Source organism: Pseudomonas sp. AB39(2026) (genome assembly GCF_059831485.1).
This window is the reverse complement of sequence record NZ_CP195212.1, coordinates 769,371-790,225: the sequence shown is the minus strand read 5'-3', so window position 1 is coordinate 790,225 and position 20,855 is coordinate 769,371. Positions and strand designations below refer to the sequence as shown.

Annotated in this window: 17 protein-coding genes and 1 riboswitch; of the genes, 5 read left to right on the top strand and 12 right to left on the bottom strand. The window is 59.6% G+C overall.

Annotated elements, in window-relative coordinates:
- Nucleotides 1–58 precede the first annotated feature (58 nt).
- Nucleotides 59–373, bottom strand: coding sequence for an SCP2 sterol-binding domain-containing protein (locus ACSAMW_RS03460; RefSeq protein ID WP_500592681.1), 315 nt, complete (start codon nucleotides 371–373; stop codon nucleotides 59–61).
- A gap of 285 nt (nucleotides 374–658) precedes the next feature.
- Here ACSAMW_RS03460 and sohB point away from each other — a divergent pair, with 285 nt between their 5' ends.
- Both sohB and ACSAMW_RS03450 read left to right on the top strand, forming a co-directional pair.
- Nucleotides 659–1,693 carry a protease SohB gene (gene sohB, locus ACSAMW_RS03455; RefSeq protein WP_500592680.1) on the top strand — a complete coding sequence of 345 codons (1,035 nt, stop codon included), beginning with the start codon at nucleotides 659–661 and terminating at the stop codon, nucleotides 1,691–1,693.
- Nucleotides 1,694–1,759: 66 nt separating this feature from the next.
- Nucleotides 1,760–6,841: a dermonecrotic toxin domain-containing protein gene (locus ACSAMW_RS03450; RefSeq protein ID WP_500592679.1), complete on the top strand. Its 5,082-nt coding sequence runs from the start codon at nucleotides 1,760–1,762 to the stop codon at nucleotides 6,839–6,841.
- 47 nt (nucleotides 6,842–6,888) lie between these two features.
- Here the strand turns inward: ACSAMW_RS03450 and ACSAMW_RS03445 are convergent, their stop codons facing one another.
- From ACSAMW_RS03445 to metH, 3 genes are all read right to left on the bottom strand, one after another.
- A complete protein-coding gene (locus ACSAMW_RS03445; RefSeq protein ID WP_500592678.1) occupies nucleotides 6,889–7,383 on the bottom strand; it encodes a DUF934 domain-containing protein in 495 nt (164 codons plus the stop codon).
- The gene (locus ACSAMW_RS03440; RefSeq protein WP_500592677.1) at nucleotides 7,367–9,025 is read right to left on the bottom strand and encodes a nitrite/sulfite reductase; all 1,659 of its coding nucleotides are present in this window, start codon (nucleotides 9,023–9,025) and stop codon (nucleotides 7,367–7,369) included. The genes ACSAMW_RS03445 and ACSAMW_RS03440 overlap by 17 nt, the downstream gene beginning before the upstream one ends.
- A gap of 462 nt (nucleotides 9,026–9,487) precedes the next feature.
- Nucleotides 9,488–13,171, bottom strand: coding sequence for a methionine synthase (gene metH, locus ACSAMW_RS03435; RefSeq protein WP_500592676.1), 3,684 nt, complete (start codon nucleotides 13,169–13,171; stop codon nucleotides 9,488–9,490).
- Between the two features lie 228 nt (nucleotides 13,172–13,399).
- Here metH and ACSAMW_RS03430 point away from each other — a divergent pair, with 228 nt between their 5' ends.
- Together ACSAMW_RS03430 and nfuA are read left to right on the top strand one after the other, a co-directional pair.
- A complete protein-coding gene (locus ACSAMW_RS03430; RefSeq protein ID WP_500592675.1) occupies nucleotides 13,400–14,434 on the top strand; it encodes an acyltransferase family protein in 1,035 nt (344 codons plus the stop codon).
- Between the two features lie 57 nt (nucleotides 14,435–14,491).
- A complete protein-coding gene (gene nfuA, locus ACSAMW_RS03425; protein ID WP_168084629.1) occupies nucleotides 14,492–15,076 on the top strand; it encodes a Fe-S biogenesis protein NfuA in 585 nt (194 codons plus the stop codon).
- A gap of 43 nt (nucleotides 15,077–15,119) precedes the next feature.
- Here the strand turns inward: nfuA and cobM are convergent, their stop codons facing one another.
- The 5 genes from cobM to ACSAMW_RS03400 all read right to left on the bottom strand — a co-directional run bounded on the left by cobM (nucleotide 15,120) and on the right by ACSAMW_RS03400 (nucleotide 18,167).
- Nucleotides 15,120–15,869, bottom strand: a complete 750-nt coding sequence (gene cobM / locus ACSAMW_RS03420; RefSeq protein ID WP_500592674.1) for a precorrin-4 C(11)-methyltransferase — start codon at nucleotides 15,867–15,869, stop codon at nucleotides 15,120–15,122.
- Between the two features lie 34 nt (nucleotides 15,870–15,903).
- Nucleotides 15,904–16,305 carry a cobalamin biosynthesis protein gene (locus ACSAMW_RS03415; protein WP_500592673.1) on the bottom strand — a complete coding sequence of 134 codons (402 nt, stop codon included), beginning with the start codon at nucleotides 16,303–16,305 and terminating at the stop codon, nucleotides 15,904–15,906.
- A gap of 9 nt (nucleotides 16,306–16,314) precedes the next feature.
- Nucleotides 16,315–17,001 carry a CbtA family protein gene (locus tag ACSAMW_RS03410; protein WP_500592672.1) on the bottom strand — a complete coding sequence of 229 codons (687 nt, stop codon included), beginning with the start codon at nucleotides 16,999–17,001 and terminating at the stop codon, nucleotides 16,315–16,317.
- Between the two features lie 10 nt (nucleotides 17,002–17,011).
- Nucleotides 17,012–17,200, bottom strand: a complete 189-nt coding sequence (locus tag ACSAMW_RS03405; RefSeq protein WP_500592671.1) for a CbtB domain-containing protein — start codon at nucleotides 17,198–17,200, stop codon at nucleotides 17,012–17,014.
- A gap of 81 nt (nucleotides 17,201–17,281) precedes the next feature.
- Nucleotides 17,282–17,483: riboswitch (cobalamin riboswitch) on the bottom strand.
- 132 nt (nucleotides 17,484–17,615) lie between these two features.
- Nucleotides 17,616–18,167 carry a type 1 glutamine amidotransferase domain-containing protein gene (locus ACSAMW_RS03400; RefSeq protein WP_500592670.1) on the bottom strand — a complete coding sequence of 184 codons (552 nt, stop codon included), beginning with the start codon at nucleotides 18,165–18,167 and terminating at the stop codon, nucleotides 17,616–17,618.
- 245 nt (nucleotides 18,168–18,412) lie between these two features.
- Here ACSAMW_RS03400 and ACSAMW_RS03395 point away from each other — a divergent pair, with 245 nt between their 5' ends.
- Entirely contained in the window at nucleotides 18,413–19,396 is a 984-nt protein-coding gene (locus ACSAMW_RS03395) for an MBL fold metallo-hydrolase (RefSeq protein ID WP_500592669.1), read from the top strand.
- Nucleotides 19,397–19,559: 163 nt separating this feature from the next.
- Here the strand turns inward: ACSAMW_RS03395 and ACSAMW_RS03390 are convergent, their stop codons facing one another.
- The 3 genes from ACSAMW_RS03390 to ACSAMW_RS03380 form a co-directional block, all read right to left on the bottom strand.
- Nucleotides 19,560–19,697, bottom strand: coding sequence for a hypothetical protein (locus tag ACSAMW_RS03390; RefSeq protein WP_500592668.1), 138 nt, complete (start codon nucleotides 19,695–19,697; stop codon nucleotides 19,560–19,562).
- 102 nt (nucleotides 19,698–19,799) lie between these two features.
- A complete protein-coding gene (locus ACSAMW_RS03385; RefSeq protein ID WP_500592667.1) occupies nucleotides 19,800–20,054 on the bottom strand; it encodes a hypothetical protein in 255 nt (84 codons plus the stop codon).
- A gap of 301 nt (nucleotides 20,055–20,355) precedes the next feature.
- Entirely contained in the window at nucleotides 20,356–20,778 is a 423-nt protein-coding gene (locus tag ACSAMW_RS03380) for a J domain-containing protein (protein ID WP_500592666.1), read from the bottom strand.
- Nucleotides 20,779–20,855: the final 77 nt, after the last annotated feature.

The window sequence follows — 20,855 nt, the reverse complement described above, 5'->3', positions numbered from 1 at the left end:
TGAGGCGCGTGCCTTGCATGATGCTCCTGTGCAAGGCACGCCCAAGGTGATCGAACGCTTATACCGGAAATAGCTCGCTCAGTTTCATGGCGAGCATCATGTCGCCCTCTGCACGCAGCTTGCCTTGCATGAAGGCCTGCATGCCATCGGTGTCGCCGCTGACAATACCCTCAAGGGTTTCGCTGTCCATTACCAGCGTGACGCTGGCATCGGCATTCTCACCCTGCTGAATGTCACAGGTACCATCCTTGACCACCAGGTTGAAATGCTTCGCTTCGTCGATGCGAAAGCCAAACACCAGGTCCAGCCCGGCTGCGGCGGACGGATTGAATTTCGATTTCATGATTTCGATGGCTTTGTTTGCGTCGCTCATAAGCAATCCTGTTCGGTCAGGTAGAGGTAGGTCTTCACGCCAAGGGGCAGCACCAATGCGCTTGCACTTCGCTCCCGATTGATGCTCAGGGACAGGCAGCGTGAGGGCAGGTTAGAAGCCCAGGGAAGCACTGTCAACGAAATTCATACGATCGTTTCAAAAGGATGTTTTATTTATCCGCAAGGTTTTGCCTGCCGTTGCTCGCCCGACACTGCAGCACAGCTACCGCCCCGCCACGCTCGCCGGTATGCTTGGGCACGTTTTTAATCTGCTGCAGGAGTTACCGTGGAGTTTCTCTCCGAATACCTGGGCTTTCTGGCCCGTACTGCCACTCTTGTCATTGCCGTGCTGGTACTGGTGGCCGGCATCGCTTCAGTGCGCGGCAAGCACCGCCGCAAAGGGGGCGGTCATTTGCAGGTCACCCGGCTTAACGACCTGTACAAGGGCCTGCGGGAACGCCTTGAAGCGGCTATTGTGGACAAAGACGGCCTCAAGCAGCTACGTAAACAACAGGCACGCGATGACAAGGCCCGCCGCAAGGCTAAGGCAAAAACGAAGGACAACACCGGCCGCGTGTTTGTGCTGGACTTCGACGGCGATATAAAAGCGTCGGCCACGGAAAGCTTGCGCCACGAAATTACAGCGATCCTCACCCTTGCTACACCAAAGGATGAAGTAGTACTTCGGCTGGAAAGCGGAGGCGGCATGGTACACAGCTACGGCCTGGCCAGCTCCCAACTGGCACGCATCCGCCAGGCTGGGGTTCCGCTAACGGTGTGCGTGGACAAAGTGGCTGCCAGCGGCGGCTACATGATGGCCTGTATCGGAGAAAAGATTATCAGCGCGCCTTTTGCTGTGCTGGGCTCCATAGGGGTAGTAGCACAGTTGCCTAACGTCCACCGACTGCTGCGCAAGCACGACATCGATGTAGAGCTGCATACCGCTGGCCAGTACAAGCGTACATTGACCGTGTTTGGTGAAAATACCGAAAAGGGGCGAGAGAAGTTCCAGGAAGAGCTGGACGTCACACATCGGCTGTTCAAGAACTTTGTAGCGCACTACCGGCCTCAATTGCCCATCGATGAGGTGGCTACCGGTGAGGTCTGGCTGGGTGTAGCAGCAGTGGAGCGCAAGTTGGTGGATGAAATCAAGACCAGTGATGAATACCTGGCTGAGAAGGCACGGACTGCAGCGTTGTTCCACCTCCACTATTCAGAGCGCAAAAGCTTCTCCGAACGCGTGGGCATGGCCGCCAGCCATTCAGCCGAGCAGGCAGTTGTCAGGTTGTGGAGCAAGGTTAGCAGCGCTCGTTTCTGGTAAGCCATATCTACCACGGCGGCTCGCCAGCCTTCTCTAGCATCAGGCCTCTTACAACAGGAGGCCTCCATGACACCTACCTCTACCACCGATGTACTGCCTTATGAGGCTTTTATTGCCGCGCGCCTTCCCGACTGGTTGCGCCAGGCAACACCCGAGGCCCGTGCACAGCTTGAGACCTTGTCGATGGCTGCCGAACAAGCGCGCGCTGCGCTTAAAACAGCCATAGATGCGCTTCCAAGCCTGCAGGTATTTGCGACTGCCCGGTTGCGCGAAGACCTCCACCAGGCCCTGGGCACCTCCATCGACCCGACCCGGGCCGTTCTTTACTGGGTAGATCCCAAAGGCCAGCGGCCTGCGCTGCAACGTACGCTGCTGGAAGCGGCGCTGACCAACTTCCATCGACAGGAAGCCGTTGCGTCTGCGTTCGGCCCAGGTTCTGGGCTGTTTGCCGACCTTCCGCCAAACGGCAAACCCCACTCGGCGCATGCCTTGCCATTGACACCTGAGCAATTTGCGAACCGTTGTCGATTTCTGGATATCGGGGGGCACTTTCAGCGCGCCCTGGCGGAGCAGGTGCCCGCCAGTTTGCCAAATCGTTCCTCGGTAACCTCAAAGGTGCCCCTGTCATGGCACGTATTCGACGCCCAACGCAAGCTGTTCAAAGCCGATGCCTGGGTCGCCAACCTCAAAAACGAGCTCGGCCCTGCGGGCCAGGCCTTGCTGGCGAACTGGAACCTGGTTAGGCCAGGAACGCTAAAAATGCCTGCTCAGGCCTATCGCTTGGAGCTACTAGGGTTTCCATTGTCTCAGGTGTTCGTTTTGAGGGCGCGGACGCCGTCGTTGGATCACCAGGCCGTAGTTGCCTACTTGCCAGGGGATACGCAAGGCTCGGTAAGGGAGTATGCCAGCGCTCAGGCCATGGTCTCTGCCTGGCGGCAAAGGCTTGAGGCACCAGCTTTCCAAAAGTTTCTCAGCGGTTTCGTGCCGCTCTCCAGGCGGCTGGAATTTATGGCGGCCTTGAAGCAGGCGCTAGCGCCAAAAGGTTGGTGGCCTTCCCACCTGACCTGGACGCCAATCCCGTTGGCAAATGACCCCTTTGTGGAACACTACCGCATATGGGCTCAGCAGACCCTGGCTGACGCGGCCGTATCAGCCACACCTACTGCCTCAATCGACCACGCGGATGCCGTGGAGCGTTACGCTCGATGGGTGCAGATTGGTGAGCAGTTGGGCATTAATCTGGCGCTCATGGTGGGGTCCAGCATTCCGGGCATCAATGTCATCGTGGACGGTATCATGCTCGCCCAATCGGTATACAACATGTACGAAGGGGTTCAGGCCTGGCGCCAGGGCGACAGGCAGGCTGCATTGGAATGCCTATTCGGCGCTGCCGAAAACGTTGGCTATTTCGGCCTGGGCAAACGACCAGAACTTGCCTCTTCCACCGCGGCCTTTGCCGACAAGCTGATTCCTGTCACGGGGGATGACGGCCAGGTACGCCTCTGGCGGCCGGACCTGGATGACTTCGCTGCCCGTGACCTGCCGCCCAGGACTGTCGCACCGGACTCATCCGGTGTTTACCGCCATCAGGGCCGTGCATGGATTCGTCTGGAAGGTCAGCTCCATGAAGTGGCACAGGACGCGACGTCGATGCGCGCGCAATTGCTTCATCCGGAGGAGCGAAACTATCGACCCACCCTCTTTAGTAATGGCGACGGCAACTGGCGCGCCATGCACGAAACCCCCGCGATTTGGCGGCGTTTGCGCCTCATCAAACGGTTTTCTCACCGGTATGAGGCTGTGCCTGCACACGCAGTGGTGGAGGCCCAGCGCCTGACCGGCATAACCGAGGGGCAACTGCGAGCAGCACACCTGGATGGCAAGGCCATGCCTGCGCCTTTGGCTTGGTTACTGGATCAACGCCTAGCAGAACAACAACTGGCGAGTGCGGTTCAGGCACTGCGCACCACGCGCCGCCTCGTTGGGCTCCCTACGGCTTTAGTCGAGAGCTTGCGTACCTTGCCTGGCTGGCCCCAGGACTACGCCCTGGCCTATCGAACCGAGCACGGGGTACAGACATTCGGCCCCTCAGCGCCTGCCCGAGTTATTCATCTGGATCAACTTTCGCTTGAAAGCGGCGGCTGGGCAGCTCGCTTGATAACCCAGCTTGACTCTCGTACCAAGGATGCTGTGTTGGGTATCTACACATCCCTGGTGCCCACAGAGCCGGCCCATGCCGCCTTGGCGGACCGCTGGGCAACGACACTTGAAGGCCGTCACTCTGAATGGGTACAGCGCCTTGGCGAGCCCGCGGCACAGGCCGAACCAGAATGGCAGACCCTGCAGAGACAATTCCCAGGCCTCCCTGCACGTTTCCTGAATGCCTTGATGGAAGGGCGGACAACAGTCGAGCGTCAGGCGTTAGCAAGGGGTCGAGTGCCGCCTGCCGTCGGCAGCCTGGCTGCAGAAAGCCTTCGGCAATTGCGCCTGGTCAAAGCCTGCGACGCGCTAGCGCAGGGGAACTTTAGCCCAGATCGCGAACGCCTGGTGTTTGGCTTCTGGGCGTCACTGGGGGCTTGGGCCAAAGCCACACCCGTTGAACTGCGTAGCGGTGGTTTAAACGGGCCGGTACTGCAACGCACCGATACTACAGCTGCGACGACGTGGACCCTCGTACGGCGGGGGGATCGTTATGAGGCTTTCGATGCACGACAATCGCCACTGAGTGCACAAACCACGCTAGAGGCGGCTTTGTTCGCTACGCTGTCGGACGCGGTAAGGGCTCAAGCCGTCGACCATGTTCAAAGCCCTGAGGGTTTGCGAGAAACCCTGCTGGAGCGCGCACTGGCTGACCGAGATGCTCTGCGACCTATGTTGGGCATGGTACGCGACAACCGACGCTTCTTCCGCCCGCCCCGGCGCACTGAGCAGGGTGCAATAGGGTATGACCTGAGTGGGCGCGGGCGCTGGCTTGAGGGGCTGCTCTCCGCGGTTAACCATCATCGCCGTGCGCTAAGAGCGTTGTACCCAGAGGTCAGTAGCGCCGAACTAACGGTGCTGCAGGCGGAACTGGGGAGCGGCGAAGCTGCCACCATCCGCCTCGCTGCCTTGAACGCGGACTTGGCACGTTTGCGGCACGAGCTTGATACCTGGGTAGCCGCTGGGGGCCCAGCGATAGATGCCCATGCCCAGGCCATGGTGGATTATCGTAGGTCAGTGGCCCAGGAACTGGTCGCCGCGTGGCAGCGGCGAGGCGCTACCTATGCACACGGCGGGCCCGGCTATGGTGTAAATCTGCGTGGCTTGGCCATAGAGCAATTGCCGCCGCTGAGTGTGCGTTTTGATCATGTGGAGCGGCTAGCACTGGTAGATTTGGCGCTTACCCACGTGGATGAAACCTTCCTGGCCAACTTTCCCAACGTGCGACAGTTAAACCTGAGTTTCAATAATTTTGATACCTTACCCATGGGGCTCGAACGGCTGAGCCGCCTGGAAGTTTTAAACCTGAGCTACAGTGGTCAGTGGGGCCTGGCAGAGGTTTCGCAAGCTATCGGGTCATTGGCACCTCAGCTCACTCATATGGACCTGTCGGGTATTGGCTTGACCCTCAGTGAAGCCGATTTCCAGCAGTTAGGGCAATTTTCGGGTTTGCGCGCACTAGCCCTCGATGACAACGCCATTTCACTGGATGAGCGTACGGTCAACGGCTTCAGTAGCCTGGTACAGCTTCAAGAGCTGACACTTAGCGGCAATGCGCTGGGCCAGCCACCGGTCGTAAGTGAGCTGTATAACCTCGCAACGCTGGAAATCACCGAAGCAGGGCTTACTGCCTTCCCCCCGGGGTTGCAGGCGCTGATGAATCGCGACCCTATGCTGCTGCGGGACGTGAACCTTAACGCGAATGCCATTACTGAGTTGCCCGACCTGACCACTACCCGGTTTGTCACGCTCAGGCAGGAAGCTGGTGAAGATATCGCTTCTCAGTACTATGGTATCGGGCTTCAATTGGACGGTAACCCATTGAATGCCGCCAGCCAGGACATGCTGCACAGGGCAGGCATACTGTTCTTTACAGCTGCCAGCGAATCGGACTCACTGTCAGTCGACAACGATGACTGGCTGGAGGGGTGCCCTGAGCCCTTGAGGGTACAGATTGAGGCTGAGCGCGCCACGCATGAAGCCGCCGAGTTCTACCAGTTGCTGAGCCGTATCGTGGAAACAGCAGACTATCGTGACAATGCTGTCGCCACCCGGCGGCGTGCCTGGACCCTGGTGGACCTATGGCTACGGCCTGGAGACACTGCGCTACCGGGGCTGGCAGACCTGCGCGAGCGCCTGTTCGCTATGGCGCAGGACACTCAAGGCACCTGCGGGGATGGCGTGGCCCTTACTTTGGACGAAATGGAATTTGAAGCTCAAGCCTGGCAGATCGTAGGGCGTTCAACAGCTACTGGGGACGGGCCTTTGCGCGAGTTGCTGGGCTACCAGCGCGAGCTGTTCCGACGGGCGCTGGTCGATGAGCGCGCCCGGCGCATTGTACGGGCGCGTGTGGCCCGGCGAGCAGGCTTGAATGAGCCGACACCGGCGCCGGCCCTGGACCCGTTGGATGATATCCAAGATGACCAACTGGATGAGGGCCTTGATGAACTGGAAGTGCGCTTCCACCTCATTCAAAGACTCGAAGGCCCGCTGGAGCTGCCTCCCAGCCGTGGCATGAGGTACAGCACCCGTGTAAGCGGCACCACAGCACAGCGAGTGGGCGTACAGGTGCGCCAGGCTGATACGGACGAAGCCTTTTCACGCTGGGTAGTAGAGCAACCTGGATTCAGGATGCACTTGGAACTTGGGCGCGCGCCGGCATTTGAGCCAGTGCGTGAACGCTGGGAGGCAGCCGCCAGCTACCTGTATGAAGCCAGCACCCCAGGCACTACAGAGACATTGCCATGGCCAGAGGCGCTGGATGGGTTGAGAGACGCCATACCGGACGCGACATGGCCTACAGACGCAACGCCGCCTGTGTTACCTGCGCTAACTGAGCAACAGCTACGCGTGGCTTATGACTGGGTGACCCAGCAACGCCAGCGTGAACTCGATGCACTCGCTTTGCGCCTCACACGTGAGCTGCTGGGGGCCAACACGCCAGGCTGACATGAATGCTGGCGAGGGCCCTGCCTGGCAAGGCCCTCGTTGGCACGTCAACGACGGCGGAATAGCGGCCGTGGTTCGTCGCTGGCAGCCTGGTAGGTCACTGAAAAATCCTTCAGGCCTTCCAGGGCTTCGTACGGGTCTTTGTCTGGCCGAATGGCAAAGGCATCAAACCCGCAGCGGTGCAGGTAGAAGAGCTGGTCACGCAGCACGTCACCAATGGCCCTGAGCTCGCCCTTGAAACCATAACGGTCGCGTAGCAAGCGTGCATTGGAATAATTGCGGCCGTCTGTGAATGCTGGGAAATTCAGGGCAATAACCTGAAAATGCGCCAGGTCTTCACCAATCTCTTCGGCTTCTTCGTCGGCATCCAGCCACACGCCCAAACCACCGTCGCGCGCCTTGAGGGCATTGGCGTGCTCACGCCACAAGGTCAGCGGGACGATATAGTCGTCACAGTTGCTGAGCTCGTCGAGGGTCACATCCTTAGGCAGCAGGTGCCAGGTTTCATCGACAACCTGGTTGTGCTTAATGATTCGCTGCATACACACGCTCCTTGAAGGGTTCGATGCCGATACGCTGGTACGTATCAATGAAGCGCTCATCTTCGGTGCGCTTTTCCACGTACACATCTACCAGCCGTGTGATCACATCGGCCATGGCGTCCTGGGCGAAGGAGGGGCCCAGAATCTTGCCAATGCTGGCCTCCCGTGACGCACTGCCGCCCAATGAGACCTGGTAGAACTCTTCACCCTTCTTGTCGACACCCAGTATGCCAATGTGCCCCACGTGGTGATGGCCACAGGCATTCATGCAGCCTGAAATATTGAGATCGATCTCACCAATGTCAAAGAGGTAGTCCAGGTCGTCGAAGCGACGCTGGATGGACTCGGCAATGGGGATCGATTTGGCATTGGCCAGGGAGCAGAAATCACCGCCTGGACAGCAGATGATGTCAGTAAGCAAACCCACGTTAGGCGTAGCGAAGCCGGACTCTCGTGCTTCCAGCCACAGGGCATGCAACTGGGATTGCTCTACATCGGCCAAGATGATGTTCTGCTCGTGCGAGGTACGCAGTTGACCAAAACTGTATCGGTCCGCCATGTCGGCGATGGCGTCGAACTGCTTGTCTGTGACATCCCCTGGCGCCACGCCCGTGGGCTTGAGGGACAGAGTAACGGCCGCGTAACCAGGGCGCTTGTGAGCGAACACGTTGCGTTGGCGCCAGCGGGCGAAGCCAGGATGTTCGGCGTCGAGCTGGGTCAGCGCTGCGGTATGATCTACCAAGGCTTTGTAGTCCGGATCTACGAAATGGCGGGATACGCGCGCCACTTCGGCTTCGGTCAGGGTGGTGTCCCCGCCGCGCAGGTGTGCCATTTCAGCGGCCACCTTTTCTGCAAATACTTCAGGGGTAAGAGCCTTGACCAGGATCTTGATGCGGGCCTTGTATTTGTTGTCCCGGCGGCCATAGCGGTTGTACACCCGTAGAATGGCATCCAGGTAGCTGATCAAGTCCTGCCAGGGCAGGAACTCGTTGATGAAGGCGCCGACAATAGGCGTGCGGCCCAGGCCGCCCCCTACCAGTACACGGAAGCCCAGTTCACCGGCGGCATTGCGTACCGGTTCCAGACCAATGTCGTGTACCTCAATGGCGGCGCGGTCGCTGCTGGCACCATTCACGGCAATCTTGAACTTGCGGGGCAAATAGGCAAACTCAGGGTGGAACGTGGTCCACTGGCGTACGATTTCGCACCACGGGCGAGGGTCCACCACCTCGTCCGCCGCCACACCGGCAAACTGGTCCGTGGTGACATTTCGCAGGCAATTGCCGCTGGTCTGGATGGCGTGCATCTGCACCGTGGCCAGCTCGGCCAGGATGTCCGGAATGTCTTCAACGGCGGGCCAGTTGAATTGCACGTTCTGGCGCGTGCTGATGTGGGCATAACCCTTGTCATAGTCGCGAGCGATCTTGGCCATCATGCGGGCCTGGCGGGACGTGAGCTGGCCATAAGGCACAGCCACGCGCAGCATCGGCGCAAAACGCTGGATGTACAGCCCATTCTGCAGGCGCAGCGGGCGGAATTCCTCTTCGCTGAGTTCGCCTGCAAGGTAGCGGCGGGTCTGGTCACGGAACTGCTTGACGCGGTCCTCGATGATCTGCTGATCGTACTCGTCGTAAACGTACATAGGTGTCCTGTGTTCAGGCGGGTCTGCGCTCACGGTTGCGCACTTTTTTCAGAGTGGTGGCAAGATACGCCCTTTGCCATATTCACTAAAGCGAAGTTTTTTTATAAGGAAATAGCTAATACCGATATGCGCGCGGCCACGGCTGTTCCGACAGAACGCGTGGCGGTTTGAGTGCCTGTGCGCTTCACTGAGAGCTACCCCTGAAGGGGTCAAGCACACCTTCATAACAATAAGAGGTAGCACCATGCGCCATCTTTCCGTGAAGCCGAAAAAGATCAACCGGCACATCGATGCCTGGGCCACTGCCTTTATGGCAGTGATTGTCGTGGCCGCCGCTGTGTTCTGGGCGACGGCACATTAAGCCCCATTCTGCCGCTGCTTACGCACCGCGCAGGCTCCCGCACACCTCACGGCAGGTAGAAGAGGTGCAGGAGCCTGCGGAGCGGGCGAACTTGAGGCTTATCAGGCCTCATACCCCAGATTAGGTGATAACCAGCGCTCACTCACGTCCTGGGATTGCCCCTTGCGCGCGGAGTAGCTGACCACCTGGTCGCGATCGATCTTGCCCACTGCAAAGTACTGGGCCTGCGGATGGGCAAAGTACCAGCCGCTCACGGCCGCTGTGGGGAACATGGCGTAATGCTCCGTCAGGGTTACGCCGCTCTGGCCATCGGCATCCAACAGCTGGAACAAGGTGCCTTTTTCCGTGTGGTCCGGGCACGCGGGGTAGCCGGGGGCAGGGCGGATGCCTCGGTATTGCTCGCGAATCATGGCATCGTTGTCTAGCGTTTCGTCACTGGCGTAGCCCCAGTGCTCTTTACGCACCTGCTGGTGCAGCCATTCGGCGCAGGCTTCGGCCAGCCTGTCAGCCAGTGCCTTGACCATGATCGAATTGTAATCGTCACCAGCATCCTGATAGGCCTTGGCCACCTCCTCGGCACCAATGCCTGCGGTGGTGATAAAGCCGCCGATGTAATCCGTGATGCCGCTGGCCTTAGGGGCCACGAAATCGGCCAGGCTGAAGTTCGGTTTGCCATCGGGCTTGATGGTCTGCTGGCGAAGGTGGTGCAGCAGGGCTAGAGTGCGGCCGTCTGCACTATAGAGTTCGATGTCATCATCGTTGACTTGGTTCGCGGGCCAGAAACCGAATACGGCACGGGCCTTGATCAGTTTTTCGTCAATCAGCTTGCGCAGCATTGCCTGAGCGTCTTCGAACAGGGCGGTCGCTGCTTCACCCACCACTTCGTCCGTGAGAATGCGGGGGTATTTGCCTGCCAGGTCCCAGGAAATGAAGAACGGGGTCCAGTCGATAAACTGGGCCAGCACGTTCAGGTCGATATCTTCCAGTACACGGGCCCCGGTAAAGGTCGGTGTCACGGGCTGGTAGTCCCACTGGGGTTTGGCTGCTACCGCCTGGGCATAGCTCAACCGCTCGGTGCGGCTGCCACGGGCGGCGGTGCGCTCGCGTACCTCGACATAGTCCTGGCGGGTGCGCTCCACAAATCCTGGCTTGAGTTCCTTGGACAGCAACTGGGTCGCCACACCCACGGCGCGGGACGCATCAGTCACATAAATGACCGCGTCATTGCTGTAGCGTGGCTCGATTTTCACCGCCGTGTGGGCCTTGGACGTGGTGGCACCGCCGATCATCAGGGGCAGGTGGAAGCCCTGGCGCTGCATCTCGCGGGCCACATGTACCATTTCATCCAGGGATGGCGTGATCAGGCCAGACAGCCCGATGATGTCGCACTTTTCCTCTCGGGCCACCTGCAGGATTTTCTCGGCCGGGACCATCACGCCCAGGTCCACGATGTCATAGCCGTTGCAGCCCAATACCACGCCGACGATGTTCTTGCCGATATCGTGTACATCGCCCTTCACCGTGGCCATCAGGATTTTCCCCTTGGCTTCGGGCTTATCGCCTTTCTCGGCCTCGATAAAGGGAATAAGGTGGGCCACGGCCTGCTTCATCACCCTGGCAGACTTCACCACCTGGGGCAGGAACATCTTGCCGGCGCCGAACAGGTCGCCCACGATGTTCATCCCGCTCATCAAGGGGCCTTCGATCACTTCAATAGGCCGGCTGAAGCCTTGGCGGGACTGCTCGGTGTCTTCCACAATGTGCGTGGTTATGCCTTTGACCAAGGCATGCTCAAGGCGCCTGTTCACATCCCAGCCGCGCCACTCTTCGGTCTCGGCCTCTTTCACGCTGCCGTCGCCACGGTACTGGTCGGCAATGGCCAGCAGGGCCTCGGTGGCCTCGCCGTTACGGTTCAGTACCACGTCCTCCACGCGGTCGCGCAGTGCCGCTGGGATCTGGTCATAGATCTCCAGCTGCCCGGCGTTAACGATGCCCATGGTCAAGCCATTGCGAATGGCGTGGAGCAGGAACACCGAGTGAATGGCCTCGCGTACGGGGTTGTTGCCCCGGAACGAGAACGACACGTTGGACACACCGCCAGAGGTCAAGGCGTAGGGTAGGTTGTCCCGTATCCAGCCACAGGCGTTGATGAAATCCACGGCGTAGTTGTTGTGTTCTTCGATACCCGTGGCCACGGCAAAGATGTTGGGGTCGAAGATGATGTCCTCGGGTGGGAAGCCCACCTGGTTGACAAGAATGTCGTAGGAGCGGGCGCAGATGTCGATTTTGCGCTTTTCGGTATCGGCCTGGCCTTGCTCATCGAAAGCCATCACCACCACGGCTGCCCCATACCGCTTGCATAGGCGCGCATGATGAATAAAGGCGTCGACGCCTTCTTTCATACTGACGGAGTTGACGATCCCCTTACCCTGAATGCACTTGAGGCCTGCTTCGATCACCTCCCATTTGGAGGAGTCGATCATGATCGGCACGCGAGAGATGTCCGGCTCGCCTGCAATCAGGTTCAGGAACGTCACCATGGCTTTCTGGGAGTCAAGCATCCCTTCGTCCATGTTGATGTCGATCACCTGCGCACCGGCTTCCACTTGCTGCAAGGCCACTTCCAGGGCTTCGGTGTAGTTCTCTTCCCGAATCAATCGAGCGAAGCGGGCAGAGCCGGTGATGTTGGTCCGCTCACCCACGTTCACGAACAGGGACTGGCGGTCGATAGTGAACGGCTCCAACCCGGACAGCCGGCATGCCCGCGGTATGTCAGGAATGGTGCGAGGTGCATGGCGGGCAACAGCCTGGGCGATAGCGGCGATGTGAGCCGGGGTAGTGCCGCAGCAGCCCCCTACAATATTCAGGAAGCCGCTGCGCGCGAACTCTTCCACGGTCTCGGCCATTTGCTCGGGGGATTCGTCGTACTCGCCGAACGCATTAGGCAAGCCCGCATTAGGGTGGGCCGACACGTAGGTTTGCGCTTTAGTGGACAATTCTTCCACGTAAGGGCGCAGCTCTTTGGCGCCCAAGGCACAGTTGAGGCCGATGGAAATGGGGTTGGCATGGCGCACCGAGTTCCAGAACGCCTCGGTGGTCTGCCCGGACAGCGTGCGGCCGGAGGCGTCAGTAATGGTGCCGGAAATCATGATGGGCAGTTCAAAGCCAAGGGCATCGAACACGCCCAGTACCGCAAAGATCGCCGCCTTGGCGTTCAGGGTGTCGAACACGGTTTCGATCAGGATAAGGTCCGCACCGCCCTCGATCAGGCCGCGGGTCGCCTCGGTGTAGTTGGTCACCAGCTCGTCGAAGGTCACATTGCGGTAGCCGGGATTGTTCACGTCCGGAGACAGTGAACAGGTGCGGCTTGTGGGGCCGAGTACCCCGGCTACAAAACGCGGCCGATCTGGCGTTTGCAACGTTTTGGCGTCTGCTACTCGACTTGCCACCCGCGCACCTTCCACATTCAGCTCATAGGCCAGGGCTTCCATGCCGTAATCGGCCTGGGACACCTGCGTGGCGTTAAACGTGTTGGTTTCAAGGATGTCCGCGCCAGCGTCCAGGTAGGCCGCTTCGATTTCGGCAATCACATCGGGGCGTGTGAGCAGCAACAGGTCGTTGTTGCCTTTAACGTCAGTAGGCCAGTCAGCAAACCGTTCGCCACGGTAATCACCTTCTTCGAGCCTGTAGCTCTGGATCATGGTGCCCATGCCGCCGTCGAGGATCAAGATGCGTGAGGCGAGGGCGTCATGCAGGGCAGTCAGGCGAGCGGCGCGGTCAGTCATGGGAAGAAGGCTCTGGTACGGACGGTAAAAGCGAGATGATAGCAAACCTGAGCCACATTGCATCAAGGAGCGCGTTATCATGAAACTGATTCATGTTGTTAGGATGGATATAAGGTTCCTGCCTGAAGGAAATATGAAACTTCCGACCTTTCTGCAAGCGCGCCAGTCCCATGCATGAGATCGCGCCTTCTGGGCGTGGAAAGTGTTCTTGTTACAAAGGGTATGTGGATGTTGATTTCTGTTCAGGCGCTGCGCGCCATCGCTGCGTGGATGGTGGTCTGCCATCACTTCATGCAGGTGTTTTTCAATTTTGAGTCCAAAGGCCCCATAGGCCATTTTTTCTCGTCCAAAGGGTCGGTAGGCGTAGACATCTTTTTTGTGATCAGCGGGCTCGTTATCTACTTGTCCACCTATGACAAACCCATTCAGCCCCGCGAATTTCTACTCAACCGCGCCATTCGCATTATTCCGGCCTATTGGTTTTACACCGCAGCCATGGGCTTGCTCCTGTACACCGTAGGGCATGAGATGCCACATGCCGTGGTGGACTGGCCTACCTTTATCTTCTCGCTGTTGTTCATTCCCTCGGAAAACCCAGGCGGGTACGGGCTTTACCCCACCTTGAACGTAGGCTGGACACTTAATTACGAGATGTTCTTTTACGCGGTGTTCTCGCTGGCGTTCTTTGCACCCAAGGCCTGGCGTTTGCCCATGGTAGGTGTGGTACTGCTGGCAGGTAGCGAAGTGCTGAGCCGCGTAGGCCTCACAGGAAGGTTCTATGCCAACAACATCATGTATGAGTTCCTGCTGGGGATTGCCATCGGCGTCGCGTGGCGCCGGGGCTGGGTGCGTAGCGGCCTGATCTTTCCAGTGACATTGATCCTGGCCAGCATGGCAATCATCTACCAACTGGAGCCTACGAACCGCCTGTTGAACTGGGGCTTGCCGAGTGCAGGTATTGTCCTGGGCTGCCTGGCCTTGGAACCTCGGTTCTCCCATAACCGTGTGCTCAAATCCCTGGGTGACTGCTCTTACTCCGTTTATCTGGTTCACCTCCTGGTACTGTACGCAGGCTGGTTCATGACCGAGCGGCTGGGCGCAAACCCTTATATGGTGTTCGGGCTGTTCTGCGTGCCAACCATCCTGGCGGTGTCCTGGCTGAGTTATCAATGGCTGGAAAAACGCTTGTATGGGCGTATGAAGGCTTGGATCGTAGGTGCGCCTACCAGGCAGGCTGTGCCTTTAACCCGACAAAATTACTAGGACTTTCTCCAACGGCAGGTTTGCCGTAAACTGCCTGCCAGCCTGTGAGGAACCTACATGAGCACCATCACCATTACCGACGCCGCCCAGGACTACCTGGGCGACCTGCTGAACAAGCAGAACACACCAGGTATCGGCATCCGTGTGTTTATCACCCAGCCGGGTACTCAATACGCCGAAACCTGTATTGCCTACTGCAAGCCAGGGGAAGAAAAGCCTGACGACACGCCGATCGGGCTGGCCAGCTTCACCGCCTGGATCGATGCCATCAGCGAGCCTTTCCTGGCGGATGCATTGGTGGATTACGCCACGGACCGCATGGGCGGACAGCTCACCATCAAGGCACCCAACGCTAAGGTGCCGATGGTCAACGAAGACAGCCCCATCGACGAGCGCATTAATTACTACCTGCAAACCGAGATCAACCCAGGCTTGGCCAGCCACGGGGGCCAGGTCAGCCTGATCGAAGTGGTTGAGGACGGTGTGGCCGTGCTTCAGTTCGGGGGCGGTTGTCAGGGCTGTGGCCAGGCTGACGTTACCCTGAAGGAAGGCATAGAGCGCACGTTGCTGGAGCGGATTCCTCAGCTCAAGGGCGTCCGCGACGTGACCGACCATTCCCAGCGCGAGAATGCTTACTATTGATAACCTCGGGCTACGCAGACGGCGTAGCCCATTTCTATCTCTCTTATTCGGCCCGATACAAGTGCGCGCGCCCAGCGCGGTACAAAGCGGACTCTTCAAACACCTCATTGCCCAGTACCCAGCCCACGATGATCAACGCCGAGCGCTGAAAGCCCTTACCTGCGGCCTGGGCTTGGATCGTGCCGAGGGTGCCTGTAACCCAGTCTTGCTCAGGCCACGTGGCTTTGTGCACCACTGCAACAGGACAATCGACTCCATAACTGGGCATCAGGGTGTTCACAATAGCCGGCAAGTGGCTGACCCCCAAATGAATGGCCATGGTCGCTTGGTGACGCGCCAGATCCGCCAAGGCCTCGCCTGCGGGCATCGGGGAGCGCGTACCATAGCGCGTGAGGATGACAGTCTGGGACACCCCTGGCAGAGTGAGCTCTGCCTCCAACAACGCGGCACATGCGGCGACAGCTGTCACACCCGGGACAATTTCAAACGGTATGCCCAAGGCCCTCAGGTGCCGGATCTGCTCACCCACGGCGCCGTAGAGGCCAGGGTCACCAGAATGCACGCGTGCGACATCCTGCCCACGGGAGTGGGCCTGGGCGATTTCCTGGACGATGGCCTCCAGGTCCAGCGCCGCACTGTTGATTACACGCTCTGCACGATGGCCCTCCAGTAATACTTCGGGCACTAGAGAGCCTGCATAAATGATCACAGGGCACTGACGCAGCAGACGCAAGCCTTTAACAGTGATCAGGTCGGGATCGCCGGGGCCGGCGCCGATAAAATAGACGGTCATTGCAGGTTGGCTGCCTATGAAGGTTGAGTAAATTTCATGTTGCGATGGCCAGGGCGACCGTTGCATGGCTGGCACAGAGCCTGGCCAGGTACAACTTGGGTGTTCGCTGGCTGAGCGCCTCGCAATGGGCCAATGCGGCACTTTCCGCCAGGCCAAGGCAACCGGTATGTTGCAGGCTCACCCATGAGCGGTGGCTCAGCAGCGGCTCGTAGGGCGCCAGGGCACTGGCCGAGTAGCCTGATAACGGCAAGCCCTGACTCACTGCAAGGGCTACCAGCCCAGGTTCGCCGCATTTTCTGTCCAGCGAGGCAATGCCCTGCACGTCACATAGCGTAGCGCCCACTTGGGCAAGGGCCTGTTCCAGTAGCGCTTGCAACACCTCTACAGGGCAGCCCCTGCGGCAGCCAAGCCCTGCGACCAGCCAGGGATGCCCCATAACCAGTGATCAGGCCCGCGCCGAACGGCGGAACAGCCAGGCCGTTGCACTCCCGAGCGCCAACCAGAACGCCACGTTGGTCAACTGCGCTGCCCAGCGGAATTGGGCTTCCAGCGCCTCGGGCGCGAGGCTTTCATGGATGGCCGGTTGAGGGGCGCCGACCAGGTGAGGGATCACGAGCAGCACAGCCCCAGCCAGCTTCAAGGGCCATCCCCGGGCAAACACCATCAGCGCCAGCGCCACGGCAGTGGAAGCCGCTGTACCGACCCACCAGACCTGGCGTGAAGCGAGGTCGGCTGCAGCGGTGCCTGGCAGTTCCGGCGGAAGGCCCAACGTGGGCGCCAAGGTAAACACAGCATAGCCGGCAAGGCCCCAGAGCAGCCCTTCAGCCGTGCGGCCCGGCGCACGCAGCGTATACAGCCCGGCCAGCATCAGCCCGAAGCCCACGGCAACCACCAGGTTGCCGCCGGTGGTGGACAGCACGCGCTGCCAGCCGTCTTCAGGCTCCCAGGCGGCTTCTTCATGGACGTGCTCGGCGGTGTTGGCACCTCCATGCTCATGGCCGGCAGGGGCTGCGTGCTCATAGGTTTCGGCCGTATGAATCAGCGGCGTAAGCCACAGGCTTTGCATCACCGTCAGCAACAGCGCCGCGAACAACCCCGCAAAGCCGGCGGTGCGCAGAATACGTGTAATCATGGCAAGCACCTTAGTGGCAAGGGAATGCAGCGCTATGGCGCGTATCATGTGCAGCATTGTGCACGGCAGGCAGGTGGGAGAACCCGGCAAAATAGACCAAGCCAGCGCCTAACACGGTGGCCAGGCACGCCGCAGCAATACGCTGGGTGAGGGTAGCAGCAGGTTGAGCAACGAGATGGCTTGTAGCGTGGGCGGACATGGCGCTTCCCTCAGGTAAAGGACAGGCAGGCGCCGAAACCCTGCCAAAGGCGGGGCCGGACAGCCCGCCCACCGCAGGTGTGTCAATGATGTCCGTCGGGCCGGTCTCCGGGCTTGCGAGGGGCAACACCGTAGTGTTGACGGTCCGCTTCCCCTTCCCATGCCTGGCACAGTGGATATGAAGCGCGCTCGCTTACCGTTGCGGGGGCAGCACCGGACTGGCCTGGCGGCGCACCGGTTTCCCGTTTCACCCTGTGAAGGGCACCCGAACGAAAGGTGTAAGCAAAGCATGCCCTCGAGGGAGCGTCAAACAGGAAAAACAAAGTTCTTCACGGGGTCTGGACAATAACGTCCTCAGTGATCCGTGAAGAACCTAAAAAAGCCCGCTTGCGCGGGCAAATGAATACGGGGCTTTATTACGCGGCTTGCAGCGCCTCGATAATGGCCTGATTAAATGCAGGCAGGTCATCTGGGGTGCGGGACGTGATTAGCGTCCAGCCGTTGGCACCACATTTGAATACCTCAGTGTCTTCCCACCCTGCCGCCTTGGCATTGAGCAGGTCAGTTTTCACGCTAGGGTAAGACGTTAGAGTCTTGCCTTCGATCACGCCTGAATCGATCAGCAGCCAAGGGCCGTGGCAGATTGCGGCAACGGTTTTGCCTGCGTCAGCGAACGCCTTTACCAAAGCCTGAGCATCTTTGTCCTGGCGCAGGGTGTCAGCGTTGACGGTACCGCCAGGAATCACCAAGGCGTCAAAATCATCAGCCTTGAGGTCTGCCAGTTTTGCCGTGGATTCCACGGTCCGGTCTTTCTCAGTGTCCTGTACGAAGGTCTGCGTGGTGCCGCCCTTGACCGACGCGTGGGTCACGGTTAGGCCAGCGCCCTTGAGAGCTTCCAGGGGTTTGACCAGCTCGTCGCGCTCGATGCCGGTGTTGGAAGTGATGATCAGTACGCGTTTGCTGCTCATATGAGCTCCTGTAGAAAGGTGGGAAGGTGGCCCTTTGCTGGGCGCCATGGTTTTGGGAAAGCGCCAAGGCAAGCAAAGTTCAGGAAAATTGCGCCCTGTGCAGGCCAGGCACTGGCTGGATGCTTGCCGTGGGCCATGGGGTCTAAGCACGTCAGCCGCCCCTGTTTGAACACCAACGCTCACGGAGCGGGCGGCGCGGGCATCGAATGTGGTTTCATGGCCCAACGCTTTTGAAAGGACCTCTGATGGAACTGATGTTTCTTGGCACCTCCTCTGGCACCCCCACCCGGGCGCGCAACGTCAGTGGCCTGGCGATACTGGCAAGCCAAGGCAAGGCCTGGTACTTGGTTGACTGTGGCGAAGGTACACAGCACCGGCTGCTGCGTACGCCCTTGTCCCTGCGCCAGTTGAGCGGGATCTTCATCACCCACGTGCATGGGGACCACTGTTATGGATTGCCTGGGCTGCTGGCCAGCGCCGGCCTGCAGGGGCGTACCCAGCCTCTGGACATCATTGGCCCGGCCGGTATCAAGGCCTGGTTGCTCAGTACGTTTGATCTCACCGAAACACACGTGCCGTTTCCCTTGCGCTTTCACGCCACACCAAGCCTGGTAACGGGCCCGCCATGGGTCAATGCAGGCTTGAGCGTGAGCGCCACGCCCTTGGCTCACCGTGTGCCTTCGTATGCTTACCGCTTTACTGAAGCCGCCGCTCGCCCCCAGTTGGACCTTGCGCGGCTGGCGGCTGATGGGGTAGCGCGAGGCCCAGCGTGGGGGGCATTGATGCGAGGCGAAGCGGTGCACCACCAGGGCCGAGTACTGACACCCACAGCCTACCTGCGCTTTGAGCAGCCGCCTCAGTGCATCGTAGTGGCGGGGGACAATGCAGAGCCCGCGCTACTTAGGCATGCCTGCGAAGGGGCCCAGGTGCTGGTGCACGAGGCAACCTATACCCAAGCGGTAGCGCGTGGGAAGGAACACCATGGTCATAGCAGTGCAGCGGCGGTTGCCCGCTTTGCCGCCTCAGCTGGGTTGCCTAACCTGGTATTAACCCATTTCAGCCCGCGCTACCAGGTGACTGGCCGGCCTGGCCTGACCCTTGAAGCGCTGAGGGCGGAGGCTGCGGCTCACTATAACGGGACCTTGCTGCTGGCCGCAGACTATGACCGTTACCGGTTGGATAAGGCAGGGGAGTTGCAACGCATAGCGTGTGAAGCTTCGAGCGTTTGATCGACGTGAGCCCTGCCCAGTCTGAGGTACCGGTGCCAGGATAGAGAGAGGGTAGCGCAGACGCATTAAACGCCCAGCCCTCGCCAAAGCTCGCCATCCACCAACATGCACAGCCCTACACACAAGGCCAGGGAAAACCACTGAGCGACTGAAAGGCGCATGGTCAGGCCCACCACAGCCAGGCCAGAGATACCGCCCAGCCGCAGACGCCAGCACAGGCGGCAGCGACCAGCGCACGTTCGGCCCGAAGCACGATAAGGGGCGAGGGAGAAGTAATGCTGTGGTGAGTGTTGCGTTGCATGGCCGATATCCTCTTTTCGTAAAAAGCGTATCGGCGATGGCGTGCTGTTCTTGACTCAAGAAACAACATTTTACTGAAGGGGGTACTCAACGTTGCTGAGCTTTACCATGGATCTGCCGAGCCCCGGGCCGCATGCTGCAGTGCAGCCAGGCGCCGATTGGACACCGTATCGATACGCTCAGCCATGGCTTTGTGCTGGCCCAGGTTTACCAGGCCAAAGTCCGTAAGGCACCGCAGGTAGCCCGTGGCGCGGGCAGCGCTTTCGCGAATCTCTACATAGTCGGCAGCCCTGTCCACGCCTTCGAGCATGTTTCGCCAAGCAGGCGAGTGAATGTCGTCTTGGTGGGGCAATGGCATCGTGAATTCCTCGCTATGCGTCGAATCAGCCTTAGGTGAGGCTCCCAAGTGCTTGGGAATACCGGGTAATGTTCATAGACTCAGCACCTGGCTGTTAATTCCCGACCATAGGTTCTGTCTGAAATATATCCGTGCTCGGTGATGCTGCGTTGAAAGCAGGTGGGGCCGCCTAGGCTCGGAATGCTCATTTACAACCAGTAAACCCGAGTGCGGGCCCAGTCCGCTTCCTCGCCTACTTTCGCCTTGCCTGCGCGGCCCGGCCTGACCTTCGCACAAACATATCTCAGACAGAACCCCGGGTTCAGCGGCGCCAGTGAGATGAAATGGCAGGCCTCGCTTGGCTGGTCATCTGCACAGCCAGGCCCATGCCTAAGGCAAAGGCCAGCGCCACTGCCAGGGTCACCACCAGCCATGCACGGCTGCGCTTGCGAACACCGGCTGCTTGCCCCGCCTGGGAAGTCGCCCCCAGCTGTTTGAGCTGGGCCTGCAAGCGCTGTGCTTTTTGGGTAGCGATCCAGGCATCGTGTTGTGCCCGCTGCTTGGGGTCGTTGAGTACCACATAGGCCGTGTTCAACAGCCGTACGATGCGCTCAGCTTCCGCATCGCCAGGGTTGCGGTCGGGATGGTGCTTTTGCATCAGGGCCTTGTAAGCGGCGCGTATCACCTCGGGCGGGGCATTGCGCGCCACCCGCAAGTTGGCGTAATGGGTGGGGACTTCTTGCATGTAAAGGGTTCCATCCGGGCAGGCCGCCATAGAAGGCGTGATGACCAACCCTAGGTGCGCAGGGGTGGCCTGCATGG

What these genes read in the sequence shown, in the direction of transcription:
- ACSAMW_RS03460 (WP_500592681.1), bottom strand. Translation starts at nt 373, where the DNA reads ATGAGCGACGCAAACAAAGCCATCGAAATCATGAAATCGAAATTCAAT.
- ACSAMW_RS03450 (WP_500592679.1), top strand. Translation starts at nt 1,760, where the DNA reads ATGACACCTACCTCTACCACCGATGTACTGCCTTATGAGGCTTTTATT.
- ACSAMW_RS03445 (WP_500592678.1), bottom strand. Translation starts at nt 7,383, where the DNA reads ATGCAGCGAATCATTAAGCACAACCAGGTTGTCGATGAAACCTGGCAC.
- ACSAMW_RS03440 (WP_500592677.1), bottom strand. Translation starts at nt 9,025, where the DNA reads ATGTACGTTTACGACGAGTACGATCAGCAGATCATCGAGGACCGCGTC.
- metH (WP_500592676.1), bottom strand. Translation starts at nt 13,171, where the DNA reads ATGACTGACCGCGCCGCTCGCCTGACTGCCCTGCATGACGCCCTCGCC.
- ACSAMW_RS03430 (WP_500592675.1), top strand. Translation starts at nt 13,400, where the DNA reads ATGTTGATTTCTGTTCAGGCGCTGCGCGCCATCGCTGCGTGGATGGTG.
- nfuA (WP_168084629.1), top strand. Translation starts at nt 14,492, where the DNA reads ATGAGCACCATCACCATTACCGACGCCGCCCAGGACTACCTGGGCGAC.
- cobM (WP_500592674.1), bottom strand. Translation starts at nt 15,869, where the DNA reads ATGACCGTCTATTTTATCGGCGCCGGCCCCGGCGATCCCGACCTGATC.
- ACSAMW_RS03415 (WP_500592673.1), bottom strand. Translation starts at nt 16,305, where the DNA reads ATGGGGCATCCCTGGCTGGTCGCAGGGCTTGGCTGCCGCAGGGGCTGC.
- ACSAMW_RS03410 (WP_500592672.1), bottom strand. Translation starts at nt 17,001, where the DNA reads ATGATTACACGTATTCTGCGCACCGCCGGCTTTGCGGGGTTGTTCGCG.
- ACSAMW_RS03405 (WP_500592671.1), bottom strand. Translation starts at nt 17,200, where the DNA reads ATGTCCGCCCACGCTACAAGCCATCTCGTTGCTCAACCTGCTGCTACC.
- ACSAMW_RS03400 (WP_500592670.1), bottom strand. Translation starts at nt 18,167, where the DNA reads ATGAGCAGCAAACGCGTACTGATCATCACTTCCAACACCGGCATCGAG.
- ACSAMW_RS03395 (WP_500592669.1), top strand. Translation starts at nt 18,413, where the DNA reads ATGGAACTGATGTTTCTTGGCACCTCCTCTGGCACCCCCACCCGGGCG.
- ACSAMW_RS03390 (WP_500592668.1), bottom strand. Translation starts at nt 19,697, where the DNA reads ATGCAACGCAACACTCACCACAGCATTACTTCTCCCTCGCCCCTTATC.
- ACSAMW_RS03385 (WP_500592667.1), bottom strand. Translation starts at nt 20,054, where the DNA reads ATGCCATTGCCCCACCAAGACGACATTCACTCGCCTGCTTGGCGAAAC.
- ACSAMW_RS03380 (WP_500592666.1), bottom strand. Translation starts at nt 20,778, where the DNA reads ATGCAAGAAGTCCCCACCCATTACGCCAACTTGCGGGTGGCGCGCAAT.